Raw genomic sequence first — 17,220 nt, 5'->3', positions numbered from 1 at the left:
ATGTTGTTGCTTCTTAACCATGCAGAGTTGAGATAAACTCCGAAGTACATACACCTTGCCAAAGATGACTATTATCCGCCGTCTGGGATTACTGCGAGCGGATGCGCACCTTAAGGGCACGGCTTCAAACCACCGTCCGAGAAACCCACTCTGTGGGGTCTTCGGACACGTGCTTTTCCCGCAGAAGTAACCACCCACAGCGATGCTGGACTGGCGAAGCTAAATGATGAGATTTTTATAACAATCACTAATGCAGTTAATAATTTGTAAACTTCTAAACAGCTCTGGGATATATACGAAGACTCCAGCGGGAGGGGAGGAAAGGCTCACCAGGCGCCGCCTTAGGATGCGTGCAGTATATTTCCCAGTGTGATCTCAGAAGTTTCTGCATACTGATAATAATCAACCAGCAGTTACTTCGTAGAGATTTTGTAGCATAAACATTTTTGTGGGACAAGTAACGCAGCCTTAATTTATAAGTAACAGCCATTAATTATAATTCCCTATCGTTTATAATTTTAATCATAAACAAAAAAGGTGACTAAATAGATAGTCACCTTTTTGTTGATTCTTGTGCTTTTAGTTTTTCCATTGCTTCTGCATACTCATCTTTGCGATTATTTAATACAGGCCTTACACCTTTCAAATGTGCTGCTCTTGAAATCATATGTGCAGACACCGGATTCGTAAGAAGAATGAATACAATTGCAAGCAACAGTTTTCCACTTATAATGGAGTGCTGCAAATACAGGAACAAGAAAGCGCCGATTAGTATGCCGATAACTCCTAAAGTGGATGCCTTTGTGGCTGCGTGCAACTTTGTATAAACATCTGGAAAGCGAGTTACGCCAATCGCTGCCGATATAATAAAAAAGGTTCCTGTAAGGATCGATAGAATGATAAGGATGTTAACAATAATATGAAATAATGCTTCAATCTCTGTCAATGATAACACCCGCTTCCAGGTATTTTGCTATCGCTACAGTTCCAAGAAAAGCAAGAACACCAATTAATAATACAATATCATTCAATTTATCGGTTACAAGCAAGATAGAAAGAAGTGCTGCTACAGCCATTAGAATAATACCCATTGTATCTAAGGCTACTGCACGATCAACATTATACGGTCCTACAATAATTTGGTACATGAGGAGAAACAAGGAAATTGAAATGCCTGCAAAGCCAACATATACTGTAATTTCAAGTAGACTTTCTGTTGTTTGGAGTAGTTCCGTCATCTTGTCACCTCCATAATTCCTTTTTCAAATGTTTCTTTAATCGATTTAATTTCTTCATCTACACTTTCTATATTCATTGCATGTATATAGAGCTTCGTTTTATCATTAGAAATTGCTATCGATAATGTTCCAGGTGTGAGAGAAATAAGACTTGTTAGTAATGTGATCTCCCAATTAGTTTTTAATTCCAGTGGGTATTCAAATATCCCTGGCTCTCGTATCGGTCTTGGTGAATAGATATACTTAATCATATCAATATTGGACATCACCATCTCTTTAAAGAAAATTAAGATTAACTTTATCGCTTTAAATACTCGAGTAAGATAAAATCCACCTGGGAGAAACCGTCTCAATAATAATAAGAGAAGGACACCGAATAGAAAACCAGTTATTAAGCTTGGTACTGTATATGATTCACTTAAAAACATCCACATAACTGCAATGATTAAATTTATTACTATCTGAAATGCCATCGTTTATCTACTCCTTCATTACAGAATCAATATAGATTTCTGGATCTAATAGGTAAGCAGCAATTGAATCTGCAATTGGATAGAAAAATTCTGCTCCAACACCTAGTATAACGGTGAGTAATAATAGAAATATCACTGGTGCGACCATCCCTTTAATAGGCTTCTTTTCGATCCCTTCCATTGCTTCTTTATCACCCCAAAATCCTCTTACAAATATTTTGATGATCGAATAAAGAATCAGTAAACTTGTAAGCAATCCGATTATTGCAATGATAATATGACCATCCCTGAATGCACCTTCGAGCAGTAGCAGCTTTCCAATGAATCCACTAAATGGTGGTATTCCAGCAAGTACGAAAGCTGAAATAAATAGTAACCATCCAAGAAGAGGATAGTGATGGATAAGTCCATTCATTTTGCGGAGATCTGATGTGCCTGCAACATAAACGATGATTCCAATAAGCAGGAATAGCGCAGCCTTAACAATCATATCCTGAATTAAATAGTACACGGAGCCACTAAGCGCTTCTTGGTTAAAAATTCCTATCCCCATTAAAATATAACCAATCGCTGGAATGATGTTATAAGCAATAATTAATTTAACATTATTGGTTGATAGAGCACCAATCACTCCAAAAATCATCGATAGACCTGCTATCCAAATAAATAAATCATGTGTTAAATCTATTTGATGAATAAAAATCAATGTAAACACTCTTATTAATGAATAGATACCAACTTTGGTTAATAGAGCACCAAACAATGCAGAAACAAGAGGGTTTGGTACTATGTAAGAGTTTGGTAACCAATAATAAAGAGGGAAGACCGCAGCCTTTGTCGCAAAAACGAAAAAGAGCAATATTCCTATCGTTGTTAAGATTCCCTGCTGATCAACTTCCTGCACTCGTTGAGCGACCTGCGCTATATTAATCGTTCCAACTGTCCCATAAAGGAATGCAACGGCTGTAACAAACAGCATGGATGAAAATAGATTGACCAATAAATACTTGACGGACTCCCTTAGCTGAACTTTCTCGCCACCGAGTACAATTAACGCATAAGAAGCCATTAATAAAACTTCAAAGAATACAAAGAGGTTAAATAAATCACCAGTTATAAAGGCACCGGATACACCAGTAATTAGGAAAAAGTAAAAAGGATAAAAATAGTAATTTTCTTTTTCTCCCAACCCTGCATACGGGGCGTAAAAAGCACCAGCTACAGAAATAATATTTGTTGTCAGTACTAGTACTGCTGCCAACGTATCAACAACTAGAATGATACCATACGGTGCGATCCATTCTCCTGTCTCAAGCACAATGGTTCCATTTGCTACAACCTGCCAAACAACATATCCGGAAACTCCAAGGCCAATTAAAGAAAATAGCTGAGTTAAAATCCTCGAAGCTTTTACTTTTGAATTGAAAAATATAAGAATTATCGCGGATATTAAAGGTATAATTATTGGTAGAACTGCTAAATTACTCATTTGAATTACCCCTCAACTCTTCCATATTATCTGTTTTGTTTTCCTGTGTAGTTCGATATGCCAATACCAGTAAGAGGGCTGTAATACCGAAACTTATAACAATAGATGTGAGAATTAAAGCCTGTGGCAATGGATCACTATAATCTGTTACTCCATCGGTCAGCACTGGCGGCTGACCTCTTTTTAATTTCCCCATTGTTAAAATGAATAGATGTGCACCATGTGATAATAGAACCGTACCAATAATAATTCGAAACAATTGCTTTTGTAATAAATTATAGATTGCTGTTGCAAACAAGACACCAGCAAGTATCAAAATAATAATTTCCAATTATTTCGCCTCCTTGTTACTAGTTAGTTTAATGAGGCCAATAATAGCCAGGGCTGCAATCCCTAGCACGGTAATTTCAAACAATGTATCCAAACCACGCATATCTACAAGAATTACGTTAACTATATTATTCCCACCACCAAGTGTGTAAGAGGTTTCCACGAAATAATCAGATATGGGAGCAAACCAGTTTGTGCTATGGGCAGAAATACCAATCAAGGTCATCATTAAACCAAATCCGACTGAGATAATAATGTTTACTGTTTTGGACCCGACACTTTCTTCTCGTTTCTTTAATTTAGGCAAGTGATAGAAACAAAGAAGGAACAGTGCAATTGAAATTGTTTCTACAACAAGTTGTGTTAATGCAATATCTGGTGCACGATAGATAGCAAACAGCATGGAAACGCCGTAGCCAACAATACCTGTAACTAAAACTAATGCAAGATTACTCCTAGTAAATAGAGTTGCAATAGCACCAATAATAATGATGATTACTACGGATACTTCCAGTATTGTTATTTCAGCAATATCATCAAAACTAATGGTAAGTCCATCTGTAATCAGCATGAATGAGATGGTAACGATAAACATGGCACCTAGAATGAGTACCATATATGTTTTTAATGAGCCGGTCATATAAACGTTAGTTATACCCGCAGAGTACGTATCAACCTTTTTCAACAAACTATCATACACTTTATTGAAACTTAAATTTCCAGGTAATACACGATAAATTCCAGTCCATTTTTTTCGGGTTAGGAAGAGAATAATTCCTACACCAACAACAATTAGAGACATAATAAAGGCTGGGCTAGTCCATCCATGCCAAAAATAGATTTCTTGATATTCCACTCCACTATTTACAGCCTCTGCTGCATGTTGCAAGAATGGTGCATTTACCATATTTGGGAAGAGACCGATTAAGATTACTCCTAGGATCAGAATAATAGGGGCGATCAACATTCCAAATGGAGCTTCATGTGGCTTCTTAGGTAATTTCCCGACATGATTTGGTCCAGTAAATACTCCAAAGAAATAATACATGGAATAGACAAATGTAAAGATACTTGCAATCACTGCAATATAAGGAATTAGCTGACTAAGGAAATTGGCACCATCCAAACCAAGTGTAGATTCAAAGAACAATTCTTTACTATAGAATCCATTTAAGAATGGTAATGGGACACCGGCCATGGAGAAGGTTCCAAACAAGGCAAGCGTTGCTGTCATTGGCATAAATGTCATTAAACCACCGAGTTTACGAATATCTCTTGTCCCTGTTTCATGATCAATGATACCAGTAATCATAAAGAGACTTCCTTTAAATGTAGCATGGTTTAAAATATGGAACATTGCCGCAAATACAGCAGCCTCAGTTCCGAATCCAAGCATGGCCATAATCATACCAAGCTGACTGATTGTCGAAAAAGCTAAGATTGCTTTTAGATCGGTTTGCCTTACAGCCATATACGAACCCCATAACATAGTAAGGAGACCTACGAGACTTACGATGATAAAGAACCATTCATAGCCAGAGAATATCGGTGAAAATCTTGCTACAAGATAGATCCCTGCCTTGACCATTGTAGCAGAGTGCAAGTAAGCACTGACTGGTGTCGGAGCTTCCATTGCATCTGGTAGCCAAATGTGGAAAGGAAATTGAGCTGATTTTGTAAAAGCACCCAATAAAATTAATACAAGTATTAAAAGTAAATAATCACTGCTCAAAATGACATCCACTTGTCCAATCATCCCCTGAATACTTGTTGTTCCAGTAATGATTGTCAAAAGGATAAAACCACCAAGCATGCTTAATCCACCAAATACCGTTATAAGCATCGATTTTTGTGCACCATATCTTGAACGTTCTTTAAAATTCCAGTACCCAATAAGCAAGAAAGAAGATATAGATGTTAATTCCCAAAATGTATAAAGCACGAAAACATTATCGGAAAGTACAACACCTAACATTGCTGCCATAAACATTAGTAAGTAGACGTAGAAAGACCCCAGTTTCTCCGATTTACTCAAGTAAAATACAGAGTAAAGTACAACTAATGCACCAATACCACTAATAAGAAGCACGAATAGTAAACTTAAACCATCGAGATAGAAATCAAAATTTATTCCCATGGAAGGTATCCAATTTACCGTCTCCCTAATTGGTTGAAAATCATTACCAATAAATCTTACAAAGTACAGAAAAATGACAAACGGTATGAAAAACACGAAAACACCAGTATGTATTTTATCTTTTATCCTACTTAACAATGGAACAAATAGAGCCAAAAATAATGGGGCAAAAATTGCATAAATCATCAAATGGTATTCCTCCTTAGCTGAAAAACATAGATTGTTTTCTTCGATTTTGTAAAGTTATCGAGTGGCTTTAATTGATAGAGATCGGGGCAGATCTACAGGGTTTAGTGTAACTGCTATTGGTTGGAAGTATGAACTATGTTGATATAATACGGGTTTATAATACAATCAAATCAGTTCTCTACTATGTAAAAATAAAACTTACCATTAGTTTACCACAATTGATTTTGTCATTAAAAGAAAAGACCCCTATCAATTAGATAGGGGTCTTTGAACTTACAAAAATCTCATAATCATAGGTTAACGAACAAGTGATAGTAGGCAAAGAATAAAACATTGAAAACATATGATTTTAACCAAATTTTGATTGTTTAATTTTATGGGCTAAAGATCTTTTATGGATCTCTTCTTCAAAAAGTGAAATGAAATCAGGGCTTAATTTTAATTCACATGCTGTATAATAGGACTCCAGCAATAACTCATCTGATAAACTTTCCATAATACAGCCCTCCTAAAAAATTATTCTAGTTTGAAGTTATTAATAATTTACCATGTTTAACTGGAGAGGACAAGGCACAAGTTATCTACATCAGGTTGTAGATAACTTGTGTATAATGTTGTTAAATTAACAATTTAAGACCAAATTTAAACCGTTTCTAATGTTAGTAAAGTTATCCACAATGCGGAAAAGGATGTAATTTGTCGAACGATTTTTTCGTTTTTTACCGATTCTTCGGTGATTTCGATATGTTTTTACACATATAGATATAATTTATTGGTTCTTAATAGACAACAAACGGTTTTCACTGTAAAACTATAGTAAGTTATTATAGGATTAGGTTATAATGAGGTATTGTATTTTAATAATACTAATTAAAGGTACTCGAGGTGTTATGGATGTTAAGTTATTTTTTGCCAAGCGAACATGTGAAGAGTGTGTTCGATATACAACCACAGGCATTAAAAAAAAGAGGTATTAAGGGGATAATTACTGACCTGGACAACACACTAGTAGCCTGGGATGTAAAGGATGCTACACCAGAGGTTATCCAATGGTTTAAGCTAATGAAGGACCATGATATAAAAGTAACGATTATTTCAAACAATAACAAAGAACGCGTTGAAATTTTCTCTGAACCATTAAGCACTCCCTTTGTTTACAGTGCAAGAAAACCATTGAGTAATGCATTTAAGACAGTTGCTAGAGAAATGGAAGTAAAGAAGAAAGAAGTCGTTGTCATCGGTGATCAGTTATTGACCGATGTACTTGGTGGTAATCTGTCTGGTTTTTACACGATTTTAGTTGTACCAATTGTCCAGACCGATGGAAAAATAACAAGGTTTAATCGTAAAATTGAACGTAAAATACTGAACTATTTTAGACGTAAAGGTAAAATTAGCTGGGAGGAATAGATTTGGAAACAATATATTGCCAAGGGTGTGGAGTGAAAATCCAGACAGAATATCCGGAGGCTACAGGTTATACGCCTTCTTCATCATTGGAGAAGGAAAATATATTATGTAAGCGATGCTTCCGATTAAAACATTATAATGAAATACAAGAGGTTTCGATTACAGATGACGACTTCCTTCAGATGGTAAGCTCAATAAGGGAAGCAAATGGACTTGTTGTTCATGTAATTGATATTTTTGATGTAAATGGCAGTTTAATAAAAAGCCTTCCAAGAATAACAGGAAACAATCCTATTATACTAGTTGGCAATAAACTAGACCTTCTGCCAAAATCGACAAATCGTAATCGTTTGGAGCAATGGCTTCGGTCAGAAGCAAAAGAAGCTGGAATAAAAGTAAAGGATGTTTTCTTAATCTCTTCTGTGAAGGGGACAGGCATTGAGGAGCTTACCCATGAGATTGAAGAATATCGAAATAATAAAAATGTATATATTGTAGGGACAACAAATGTAGGGAAATCCACTTTTATTAACCGTTTGATTAAGCAATCAACAGGTATAGGGGAAGTGATAACGACATCCTACTTCCCTGGGACTACTTTAGGTTTTATTGAGATTCCATTGGATGAAACTTCAGCATTGATCGATACACCAGGAATTGTCAATAAGCAGCAGATGGCCCATTATATTTCTGAAGAAGATCTTAAGATTATTACACCAAAAAAGGAAATCAAAGCGAGAGTTTACCAGTTAAACAGCCAGCAAACCTTATTTTTCGGCGGCTTAGCCCGGATTGATTTTATAAAAGGAGACAGGCAATCATTTGTTTGTTATTTTTCAAATGATTTATCCATTCATCGCACGAAGCTGGAAAAAGCTGATGAACTATACGCTAATCATGTAGGAGAAATGCTTTCTCCACCAAATGAGAAAACACTCGAACAATTACCTAAGTTGGTTTCTAGTACGTTTAAGATAGACGGGAATAAAACAGATATTGTTTTCCCTGGTTTAGGTTGGGTAAGCATAACTGGCGCAAATACAACAGTTTCAGCACATAGTCCAAAAGGTGTCGCGGTTTCAATTCGCAACTCGCTTTTGTAAGGAGGGTTCCTATTGGTATATCATTTAAAACTAATCGGCTATCCGATTAAACATTCCCTTTCCCCTTGGATACATGAGCAATTTCTTGAGAAAGCTAATTTACAGGGGACGTATACAATTAATGAAATCAATCCGGAAGACTCTTTTGAAGAACAAATGAATCGGTTAAAAAAGGAACAGATAGATGGTTTTAATGTCACTGTTCCATATAAGCAGGCAATTATACCATTTCTGGATGTATTGGATGAAACAGCAAGGAAAATGGGTGCTGTCAATACAGTTGTAAATAAAAATGGCAGGTGGATTGGTTATAATACGGATGGAATTGGTTATTTGCGTTCTTTGGAAAGTATGTATCCCGAACTTTTCACGGATAAAAAGAAGCGGGTATTATTACTTGGAGCTGGGGGTGCCACAAGAGCGATTTATTACGCCTTGGATGCTTCCGGATTCACAACAATTGATATAGCGAATCGAACACGGGCCAGTGCCGAGGAGATTACTGAGGCAGCTAATTCTTCAGCACAAACGGAAATACTCTCATTGGAAGAGGCCGAGAAACATGCTGGAAACTATGATCTCATTATCCAAACAACCTCTGTTGGCATGAAACCAAAACAAAATGATACGATTATAAAATCAGACAATATTAAAACAAATGCAATTGTCAGTGATATTGTTTACCAGCCCATACAAACAAAATTCTTGAGATGTTCGGCTGAACGAGGTGCTATGACACATCAAGGTCATACAATGCTGTTATATCAAGCCCAATATGCATTTGAAATATGGACAGGTAAGAAAATAAAAATGGATGATATGGAAGTAAAATTAAAAGATATATTGGAAGGAAGATAATATGTTAACAGGAAAACAAAAAGGATTTTTAAGGTCTGAAGCACATCATTTAAAACCAATTTTTCAAGTAGGTAAAGTTGGCGTAAATGAAAATATGATCGAACAAATCTCAGAAGCCTTAGAGAAAAGAGAGCTTTTAAAAGTGAGTATTCTTCAAAACTGTTTGGAGGACAAAGATACAGTTGCAAAGCAGTTATCGGAAGGTACGCAATCAGATATTGTACAGATTATAGGGAAAAACATTGTATTATATAAGGAATCAAAAGAAAATAAAAATCTGCAACTACCTTAGGTAAAACTTAAGCAACCTAAAGTGTTCGTAAAGACAATAAATGTCAAAGGGGTTTGTAAATGGAGCGGATTGGAATATTGGGCGGTACATTTGACCCGCCACATTTAGGGCATCTTTTAGTTGCAGAAGAAGTCAGGCTTGCTATGGGATTGAAGGAAGTATGGTTCATTCCAACCTATACACCACCACATAAAAATGCTGCAAAGACAACGGCATCTGAACGGATTAAGATGCTGCAGTTGGCAACAAACAGCAATCCTTTCTTTAAAGTAAATACAATTGAAATAGAACGTACAGGTAAATCATATACATTAGATACAATGGAAATTCTAAAGGAGCAGTACCCAGATAAAGAGTTTTATTTTATCATTGGGGCAGATATGGTTGAGTATCTACCAAATTGGTACAAGGTGGATGAACTTTTTTCAATTATAAACTTTATTGGTGTTAAACGTTCCGGTTATGAACTAAATACGCGATATCCTATAACGGAAGTTGACATACCAATGATTGATATTTCATCTACTATGTTACGAAAATGGTTAAGGTCCAAAAGGTCTGTCAACTATATCATACCTGATCCTGTCGTTTCCTATATCAAGGAGAATCATTTATATGGAAATTGATTTGGCAATTGAAAAAGTCAAACCACATTTAACAGATGCAAGATTCAAGCACACGCTCCGTGTGGTAGATACAGCAGTAAAGCTTGCTCAAACATATCATGAGTCAGCAGTAAAGGCTGAACTTGCGGCAGTTTTTCATGATTACGCGAAATATCGTCCGCTAAGAGAAATGGAACATTGGATTAAGAAGTCAACATTACCGAAAGACCTTCTCAAGTACCATTCTGAATTATGGCATGGACCTGTTGGGGCATTACTAGTTGAAGCAGAACATGGAATAACGGATTGTGAAATACAAGATGCAATTCATTATCATACAACAGGAAGAGCTAATATGAGTAAGTTGGACAAAGTTATTTTTCTTGCTGATTATATTGAGCCTGGCAGGAATTTCCCTGGTGTTGAAGAAGTTAGAGAGATGGCGGAGCTGGATTTGACGAAAGCATGTTGGATGGCATCCAAAAATACAATTAGTCATTTAATGGGTAAGAATGCAGCCGTTTATCCGGACACTTTTTATGCATATAATGATTTAACACGACAATTAAATGGAGGGATTTAATTATATGGAACATAATGAATTAGTAGGAATTATCGCTGAAGCTTGTGACGATAAGCGAGCGGAAGACATTATTGCAATGGATATGAATCAAGTGTCACTTGTAGCAGATTACTTTCTGATTTGCCATGGCAACACAGAAAGACAAGTACAGGCTATTGCCAGAGGTATTCAGGATGCAATGAATGAAAAGGATATACCCGTTAAAAGAATGGAAGGATTTGAACAGGCACGCTGGGTTCTGGTAGATATAGGTGATATCGTATGTCATATATTCCATAAAGATGAACGTCACTACTATAATTTGGAAAGATTATGGGGAGATGCGGCTCTTGTACCATTGCAATTGGGGCAGGAAGGTTAAGTTATGGCCTATCAGCAAATGGCATACCTATATGATCAATTAATGTTGAATGCACCGTATGCCGAATGGGTAGACTTTACAGAAAAAATAATTAACAACTCCGATAAAAAGATTAACAAAATAGTTGATCTTGGTTGCGGTACCGGCGAAATCACGAGCCGATTAGCAGATATGGGCTACCAAATGACTGGAGTGGACTATTCTGCTGACATGTTGACATATGCAGAACATAAAGCAAGTAAAAATAATCATTCCATTCAATGGTTACACCAAGATTTAATTACGCTTGAAGGTCTAAGCGAATACGACGCTGCAATCAGTTATTGTGATGTAATCAATTATATTACAAGTCCAGATGATCTGAAGAAAACATTTGAAAATGTTGCTACCTCTTTAAAGGCTGGTGGACTTTTTATTTTTGATGTCCACTCCCTTTATCAAGTTGAAGAAAATTATCTGAATCAAACGTTTGCAGATGTAACAGATGATGCATCCTATATTTGGTTTTGTTCTGAAGGGGAGGAACGCGGTGAAATGTTTCATGATCTCACTTTTTTCTCGCGAGTTGGTGATGAGTATGTGAGATTTGATGAATTTCACCATCAGAGGACACACCCTGTTGAATTTTTTAAAAAACTTTTAATTGATACAGGTTTTGAAAACTTGGAATTGTATGCTGATTTTTCATTAAAAGAAAATAATATTAATACAAAGTCAGAGAGAATTTTCTTTTTGGCTGAAAAAAGATCGGGATAAGTAACATTTCCCGGTCTTTTCTGCATTGCAGGGATTTTATCATTAATGTCGAATAGATATACGAGAACCACGTCTTAAAAGAATCTTCAGAAACCATGATTGAAAGGAGGTATCCCTTTAGTTGCTTGAAATCCTCAAAAAGTCCTCATTTTTTATAGCTGCTGCGGTAGTCATTATAATATTCCTTGTATTTACGAAAGAAGAAGAAAGTGCGCAACTTACGAATGATATACATGAATTAAAAACATCAGAGAACCTATTAGAACAAGAGCCAGAAACAAGTCAGCAAGGCAGTACAGCGATAATTGATGTAAAAGGTGCAATTGTAAACCCCGGTGTTTATGAAATAGAGATAGATTTGAGAATAAATGATGTCATTAGTATGGCAGGAGGGTTTACATCAGATGCAGATCAATCACAAGTTAATCTTGCACAAAAGGTCCAAGATGAAATGATTATCGACGTACCTAAAATTGGAAATGTTAGTGAAGGAAGTACAGCTGATAATACTAGTAATGGAAAAGTTAAGATAAATTATGCAACGCAAACAGAAATAGAAACATTATCGGGTATCGGCCCATCAAAAGCACAGGCGATTATCCAATACAGAGAGGAAAATGGTTTCTTTAATACACTGGAAGATTTGCTTCAAGTATCTGGCATTGGACAGAAAACATTGGAGAATTTGCAAGAGGAAATACAGATTCCATAGTCAGTGAATTTCAATAAGTTAGATTGACGAAGTTTCAGCAAAGAATGTAAACTAGTAGAAACAATTGAAAAAAGGGGACTTAAACAGATGGAAAGAATATCCTGGGATCAATATTTCATGGCACAAAGCCATTTACTTGCACTCAGAAGCACATGTACAAGACTAATGGTAGGTGCCACCATTGTTCGTGACAAACGAATTATTGCCGGTGGGTACAATGGCAGTGTTTCGGGGAGTATGCATTGTACGGATGATGGGTGCTATGTCATTGATGGACATTGTGTAAGGACAGTACATGCAGAAGCGAATGCATTGTTACAATGTGCGAAATTTGGTGTCCCGACAGATAAGGCAGATATCTATGTCACACATTTTCCTTGCCTCCAATGTACAAAGCAGCTAATTCAAAGTGGTATAAGCACGGTTTATTTTGCGGAAGATTATCATAATCATGAATATGCCATCCAACTGTTAGAAGAGGCTGGCGTGGGAACTAAAAAAGTCAAACTGGATTATCTTGCTGTGGATACAAATTATCAGGAAAAAACAACGCTAATTAATAACCTGATAGGAAAGTTAGAATCTATAACAGAGAATGACCTGGAAGTACAAGCTTTAATAAAAGAAGCAGAGAAACTATCCCAGATTTAACTGGAATTTGGAAATAGGTGAATGAAAAATTGAAAGGCTATTGGCATTTTGTTGCTTTTGCAGCTGGAGCAGCCATTATTAATGTGTATGTTAATAATGGCTGGGTCATTCTTGCATTTTTATTATGGTTATTTTATTTATATTTTTATGAGCGGTTAAGAGTATGGCCAATCATCATTTCTTTAATTGTTTTTATTTTTTTCTTATCTTATATCCCACAAGTAGAGAGCCACGAAGTGAAGGAAACTATCCCAACTGAAGAAGCTAATTATAAAGGAAGTATCTCAGGGCCGGTAACAATTACTGAAGATAAATTGGAATTTGTGCTAAAAGAGAGCAATTCCGAACAACGATTACTTATCCTCCATTTCCCCAAAACGCATATCGAGCCCCATGTTATTAATAGTTTAAGTGCCGGAGCAGAGTGTACGGTACGAGGAACGGTTGAATTACCTACTGAAAGTAGGAATCCAGGTCAATTCGACTATCGTAATTATTTACTGACAAAAGGCATTACATATCAGCTTGTACTTGAATCTCCAAATCATGTTTCCTGTGATGGTTCGTCTTTTATTGACCGTTTTTATACATTACGAAATCATTTACTGACACATGTTGGAAACAGACTGGGTGAATTTACTGCACCCTGGTTAAGTGCAATTGTTTTTGGAGACGATTCCAATATAGATTCTGATACAGAAGAAATTTTCCAAAGATGGAGCTTAACACATATCATTGCTATATCTGGATCCAATATTGGTCTCATAATTGGATTATGCTACTTTTTTTTAATTAAGCTTAATATTATGACCAAGGAAAAGTCCCAATGGCTTATGGTTTTCTTAATGCCTGTTTATGCGATGCTTGCAGGAGGTGAGCCGTCCGTTTGGAGGGCAACTGTCATGGTTGTCATCTTTATTCTTCTAAATAAGTATAAATTTACATTCAGTTATACGGATGTGCTTAGCATCGTATTTTTACTTTTGATTTTATTTGATGCCTATATTGTATATCATGTTGGGTTTCAATTATCTTTTAGTGTTACTTTTGTAATTCTACTTTCGAAACAATGGATTAGTGAAACACAATCTCCGTTCTGGCAGGTTCTTCAAATTAGTTTCATATCCCAAATGGCTATCATTCCAATTCAGCTTGCCTATTTCTCCATTTTTCAACCACTGTCCATCATTATTAATTTAATTATCATTCCCTACTTTACCTTGTTTGTAATTCCCTTCATGTATATTTTACTACCATTAACTTTTTTACCGAAAAGTATCGTGTATTTATTTGATATGATATTTGTAAGTATTCATAAGTTGGTCCTATCATTTATTGAATTTATTGACGCTAACTTCTTTTTCCCCTTTCTAATGGACAGTTTTTCTACTATGGCAACTGCATTATATTTTATTTTGTTTTTCATATTTATGAATGACCTGCAGTGTAAAAGGTTAAAAAGATCTTTTTTATCCGGAATTCTTTTCTGTTGCTTAATTATGGGTGTTGCTGCAAAACCATATTTTTCACCGGTCGGTACGGTTACGATGCTTGATATCGGTCAGGGGGATGCGTTTTTAATTGAGCTGCCATATAGAAAAGGTGTTGTGATGATTGATGCTGGCGCAAAATTCTCATTCGAAGATATGGAGGCAACAGAAAGTGTTTACAAACAAATTCTAAAGCCCTACTTTTACTCAAGAGGCATACGCAAGCTGGATGCATTAATACTTACACATGAGGATTTAGATCATATGGGGAGTGCATCTTTTATCATAAAGGAGATGGAAGTGGAGAAATTAATAGTAAGTGAGTATTTTGATGAAGCGACGTTAAATGAAATCATTACTGGTAAGCAAACAAATGAAATCATGAAGGCTAAACGAAATGATTCAATAATGCTTGGCGGGCAGGAATTTTTAGTTGTTGGACCTTCTGGTGACCATTTATCAGCTAATGAAAATTCCTTGGTACTGTATACAGAAATAGGTGGTAAAAAGTGGCTGTTTACAGGAGATATTGGTAAAAGTGAAGAAAAAGAACTTATCGAAACATATCCGAATATAGCTGTTGATGTTTTAAAAGTTGCTCATCATGGAAGTAATACATCTACAGACCAATCATTCTTGAATGTAATTGATCCACAGTTTGCACTAATTTCCGTTGGGGAAAATAATACCTATGGCCATCCAGCATTGGAAGTTATTGAATCGTTAAACGATGAAGAGATAGTTATCTTGCGAACGGACACATATGGAGCGGTTCAATATATTTATAATCGGCAGGGAGGAACATTTTACACCCACAATCCATAAGATACAGATGTAGGGGGAAGTTTTAAAGTAGTTGATTTTTATAATTTGCTGTTACAACAAAAGCATAGCCCCAGATTTTATAGGGTTAAACTGGAACGAACTTTTGTGGCATAAAAAAAGAGACTGATTTGGCAGTCTCTTTTACAGAAGGTTTCAAAAATAGTTTTTGTTATTGACCAACAACGCTGATAACGGCACCGACAGCAAAAATTAACATGAAGAAAATTAATGAAAAAGCAAATCCTTTTATGGAATCGACTACATCATTACCTCTATACTGTACATCTTTTTCAAATTCATTCACAATATACCCCTCCTAATGTCTAATCATAGTATAAATTAATTTAGTTAAAAAATCTACTTTATAAATTATACGAACATCAATTTTTTATTCATCTCCATATTTAGTAAGACTTAACATCTATATTTCTGCTGTGTCGGCATAAGCTAAAGACAAGTAAAAATATCGTTTGATATACAGTTTCTAGGGCTGTCTGTCAGGCGTTTATATAGATGCTGGAGGGGAAGGAAATAACTCCCCTCCAAAATATCGCTTGCCATTCACGACATTCCCATTTACCATTATAATATGTTTTAAAAGAGGGTTAATGACGAAAAAGTGAAATTCTAAGACTGGGCACTTTGGAAGCGACCTCTTACTGTATACATAGTTGGAGTGAACAGTGAATGTCTTATATCGATGTACTCAAGAATATTAAAAAAAACCAAATTGATCCTGTATATCTTACATATGGTTCAGAATCGTTTTTGCTGCAAAACATAAGAAAAGAATTGATAGAACGGGTTATCTCTGGGGATGAGGATAACCTTTCTGTTTATGATCTGGAAGAAACACCAATTCAGGAAGTTGTAGCGGATGCAGAGACATACCCATTCTTTGGTGACAGAAAGTTGATTATCGCAAGTAATCCAAGCTTTTTAAAGGCGAAACCGGACAAGCTTCCATTTGAACATGATATAGCTTCCTTGGAAAGATATTTGGATGCACCTGCAGAATATTCCATATTATTATTGATTGCAGCATACGAAAAAATCGACGAACGGAAGAAAATCAGTAAACTTTTAAAGAAAAATGCAATCATTGCTGTATGTAATACTGTTAAAGAACAGGATTTGAAACGATGGATCGATACAATGGCGAGACAACTTCGAATATCAGTTGATCATGAGGTATATGAGATATTAGAGGTTGAGTTATCGTCGAATCTTCACTTGTTAGAGAATGAATTGACGAAGCTTGCATTATATGTTGGAGAAAATGGTGTGATAACGAAAGGGATAGCAGAATCCCTTATATCTCATACCTCTGATAGTTCGTCGCTAAAGCTTGTTGATGCAGTTATCGAACGTGACCTAAGAAAAGCTATTTCTATTTATAAAGATTTGGAGAAAATGAAAGAGGAGCCAATAGCAATGATCGGATTGCTCGCATTTCAGTTTCGCAATCTATTACGGGTGAAACTTTTGAAGGAAAAGGGTTATAGTCAGTTTCAAATGCAAAAGAGTATTGGCGGTCACCCATATGTAATTAAGATTGCTCTAAGTCGCGAAAAAAAGTTTACTGTTAGAAAACTCGAGGATATTATTAGCAGGCTAACAGACGCTGATAGTGTGATGAAGCAGGGAAGAATGGAAAAGGGACTTGCCTTTGAACTTTTACTTTATGATTTGATAGAAAAGACATAAAAAAGCGATCC

At 35.9% G+C, this 17,220-nt stretch carries 20 protein-coding genes; 12 read left to right on the top strand and 8 right to left on the bottom strand.

Annotation, left to right across the window (positions count from 1 at the left end; genetic code table 11):
- Positions 1-553: 553 nt before the first annotated feature.
- From mnhG to BV906_RS01740, 7 genes are all read right to left on the bottom strand, one after another.
- A complete protein-coding gene (mnhG, locus tag BV906_RS01770; protein ID WP_087971750.1) occupies positions 554-946 on the bottom strand; it encodes a monovalent cation/H(+) antiporter subunit G in 393 nt (130 codons plus the stop codon).
- Positions 933-1,238, bottom strand: a complete 306-nt coding sequence (locus tag BV906_RS01765; protein ID WP_087971749.1) for a monovalent cation/H+ antiporter complex subunit F — start codon at positions 1,236-1,238, stop codon at positions 933-935. The genes mnhG and BV906_RS01765 overlap by 14 nt, the downstream gene beginning before the upstream one ends.
- Positions 1,235-1,711, bottom strand: a complete 477-nt coding sequence (locus tag BV906_RS01760; RefSeq protein ID WP_087971748.1) for a Na+/H+ antiporter subunit E — start codon at positions 1,709-1,711, stop codon at positions 1,235-1,237. The genes BV906_RS01765 and BV906_RS01760 overlap by 4 nt, the downstream gene beginning before the upstream one ends.
- A 7-nt stretch (positions 1,712-1,718) precedes the next feature.
- Positions 1,719-3,200: a Na+/H+ antiporter subunit D gene (locus BV906_RS01755; protein WP_087971747.1), complete on the bottom strand. Its 1,482-nt coding sequence runs from the start codon at positions 3,198-3,200 to the stop codon at positions 1,719-1,721.
- On the bottom strand, positions 3,193-3,531 hold the full coding sequence (locus BV906_RS01750) for a Na(+)/H(+) antiporter subunit C (RefSeq protein WP_087971746.1): 339 nt from the start codon (positions 3,529-3,531) through the stop codon (positions 3,193-3,195). The genes BV906_RS01755 and BV906_RS01750 overlap by 8 nt, the downstream gene beginning before the upstream one ends.
- Positions 3,532-5,853, bottom strand: coding sequence for a Na+/H+ antiporter subunit A (locus tag BV906_RS01745; protein WP_087971745.1), 2,322 nt, complete (start codon positions 5,851-5,853; stop codon positions 3,532-3,534).
- A 352-nt stretch (positions 5,854-6,205) separates the two neighbouring features.
- Positions 6,206-6,352, bottom strand: coding sequence for a sporulation histidine kinase inhibitor Sda (locus tag BV906_RS01740; protein ID WP_087971744.1), 147 nt, complete (start codon positions 6,350-6,352; stop codon positions 6,206-6,208).
- 389 nt (positions 6,353-6,741) lie between these two features.
- Here BV906_RS01740 and BV906_RS01735 point away from each other — a divergent pair, with 389 nt between their 5' ends.
- From BV906_RS01735 to BV906_RS01685, 11 genes are all read left to right on the top strand, one after another.
- Positions 6,742-7,266 carry a YqeG family HAD IIIA-type phosphatase gene (locus BV906_RS01735; protein WP_281254101.1) on the top strand — a complete coding sequence of 175 codons (525 nt, stop codon included), beginning with the start codon at positions 6,742-6,744 and terminating at the stop codon, positions 7,264-7,266.
- A gap of 2 nt (positions 7,267-7,268) precedes the next feature.
- Positions 7,269-8,369, top strand: a complete 1,101-nt coding sequence (yqeH, locus tag BV906_RS01730) for a ribosome biogenesis GTPase YqeH (protein ID WP_087971742.1) — start codon at positions 7,269-7,271, stop codon at positions 8,367-8,369.
- A gap of 12 nt (positions 8,370-8,381) precedes the next feature.
- Positions 8,382-9,227 (top strand): shikimate dehydrogenase, encoded by an 846-nt coding sequence (aroE, locus tag BV906_RS01725; protein ID WP_087971741.1) that lies wholly within the window; start codon positions 8,382-8,384, stop codon positions 9,225-9,227.
- Between the two features lies 1 nt (position 9,228).
- The gene (gene yhbY / locus BV906_RS01720) at positions 9,229-9,519 is read left to right on the top strand and encodes a ribosome assembly RNA-binding protein YhbY (RefSeq protein ID WP_087971740.1); all 291 of its coding nucleotides are present in this window, start codon (positions 9,229-9,231) and stop codon (positions 9,517-9,519) included.
- 59 nt (positions 9,520-9,578) lie between these two features.
- Positions 9,579-10,145 carry a nicotinate-nucleotide adenylyltransferase gene (locus BV906_RS01715; RefSeq protein WP_087971739.1) on the top strand — a complete coding sequence of 189 codons (567 nt, stop codon included), beginning with the start codon at positions 9,579-9,581 and terminating at the stop codon, positions 10,143-10,145.
- Positions 10,135-10,707 (top strand): bis(5'-nucleosyl)-tetraphosphatase (symmetrical) YqeK, encoded by a 573-nt coding sequence (yqeK, locus tag BV906_RS01710; protein WP_087971738.1) that lies wholly within the window; start codon positions 10,135-10,137, stop codon positions 10,705-10,707. Before BV906_RS01715 ends, yqeK begins: the two co-directional genes overlap by 11 nt.
- A gap of 4 nt (positions 10,708-10,711) precedes the next feature.
- Complete coding sequence (gene rsfS / locus BV906_RS01705) at positions 10,712-11,068, top strand: ribosome silencing factor (protein ID WP_087971737.1); 357 nt, start codon at positions 10,712-10,714, stop codon at positions 11,066-11,068.
- Between the two features lie 3 nt (positions 11,069-11,071).
- Positions 11,072-11,824, top strand: coding sequence for a class I SAM-dependent DNA methyltransferase (locus BV906_RS01700; protein ID WP_087971736.1), 753 nt, complete (start codon positions 11,072-11,074; stop codon positions 11,822-11,824).
- Between the two features lie 121 nt (positions 11,825-11,945).
- Positions 11,946-12,536, top strand: coding sequence for a helix-hairpin-helix domain-containing protein (locus tag BV906_RS01695; RefSeq protein ID WP_087971735.1), 591 nt, complete (start codon positions 11,946-11,948; stop codon positions 12,534-12,536).
- Positions 12,537-12,623: 87 nt separating this feature from the next.
- Positions 12,624-13,187: a ComE operon protein 2 gene (locus BV906_RS01690; protein WP_087971734.1), complete on the top strand. Its 564-nt coding sequence runs from the start codon at positions 12,624-12,626 to the stop codon at positions 13,185-13,187.
- Positions 13,188-13,204: 17 nt separating this feature from the next.
- Positions 13,205-15,502 carry a DNA internalization-related competence protein ComEC/Rec2 gene (locus BV906_RS01685; protein ID WP_245843794.1) on the top strand — a complete coding sequence of 766 codons (2,298 nt, stop codon included), beginning with the start codon at positions 13,205-13,207 and terminating at the stop codon, positions 15,500-15,502.
- 169 nt (positions 15,503-15,671) lie between these two features.
- On the opposite strand, the gene BV906_RS01680 is transcribed toward BV906_RS01685, so the two are convergent.
- Entirely contained in the window at positions 15,672-15,806 is a 135-nt protein-coding gene (locus BV906_RS01680; protein ID WP_087971732.1) for a YqzM family protein, read from the bottom strand.
- Between the two features lie 383 nt (positions 15,807-16,189).
- Between BV906_RS01680 and holA the strand changes: the two genes are divergently transcribed.
- Positions 16,190-17,209 carry a DNA polymerase III subunit delta gene (gene holA, locus BV906_RS01675; RefSeq protein WP_087971731.1) on the top strand — a complete coding sequence of 340 codons (1,020 nt, stop codon included), beginning with the start codon at positions 16,190-16,192 and terminating at the stop codon, positions 17,207-17,209.
- The last annotated feature ends 11 nt before the right edge of the window (positions 17,210-17,220 follow it).

Origin of the sequence: Oceanobacillus rekensis, from assembly GCF_002153375.1 — a bacterium.
In the GTDB taxonomy this organism is placed as follows: Bacteria; Bacillota; Bacilli; order Bacillales; family Amphibacillaceae; genus Oceanobacillus; species Oceanobacillus rekensis.
Note: the sequence above shows the minus strand (reverse complement) of the source record. Positions and strands in the feature narration are given on the sequence as shown.

Coding starts and splice junctions, on each gene's coding strand:
- BV906_RS01765 (WP_087971749.1), bottom strand. CDS start 1,238: ATGACGGAACTACTCCAAACAACAGAAAGTCTACTTGAAATTACAGTA.
- BV906_RS01760 (WP_087971748.1), bottom strand. CDS start 1,711: ATGGCATTTCAGATAGTAATAAATTTAATCATTGCAGTTATGTGGATG.
- BV906_RS01755 (WP_087971747.1), bottom strand. CDS start 3,200: ATGAGTAATTTAGCAGTTCTACCAATAATTATACCTTTAATATCCGCG.
- BV906_RS01745 (WP_087971745.1), bottom strand. CDS start 5,853: ATGATTTATGCAATTTTTGCCCCATTATTTTTGGCTCTATTTGTTCCA.
- BV906_RS01740 (WP_087971744.1), bottom strand. CDS start 6,352: ATGGAAAGTTTATCAGATGAGTTATTGCTGGAGTCCTATTATACAGCA.
- yhbY (WP_087971740.1), top strand. CDS start 9,229: ATGTTAACAGGAAAACAAAAAGGATTTTTAAGGTCTGAAGCACATCAT.
- BV906_RS01715 (WP_087971739.1), top strand. CDS start 9,579: ATGGAGCGGATTGGAATATTGGGCGGTACATTTGACCCGCCACATTTA.
- yqeK (WP_087971738.1), top strand. CDS start 10,135: ATGGAAATTGATTTGGCAATTGAAAAAGTCAAACCACATTTAACAGAT.
- rsfS (WP_087971737.1), top strand. CDS start 10,712: ATGGAACATAATGAATTAGTAGGAATTATCGCTGAAGCTTGTGACGAT.
- BV906_RS01700 (WP_087971736.1), top strand. CDS start 11,072: ATGGCCTATCAGCAAATGGCATACCTATATGATCAATTAATGTTGAAT.
- BV906_RS01690 (WP_087971734.1), top strand. CDS start 12,624: ATGGAAAGAATATCCTGGGATCAATATTTCATGGCACAAAGCCATTTA.
- holA (WP_087971731.1), top strand. CDS start 16,190: ATGTCTTATATCGATGTACTCAAGAATATTAAAAAAAACCAAATTGAT.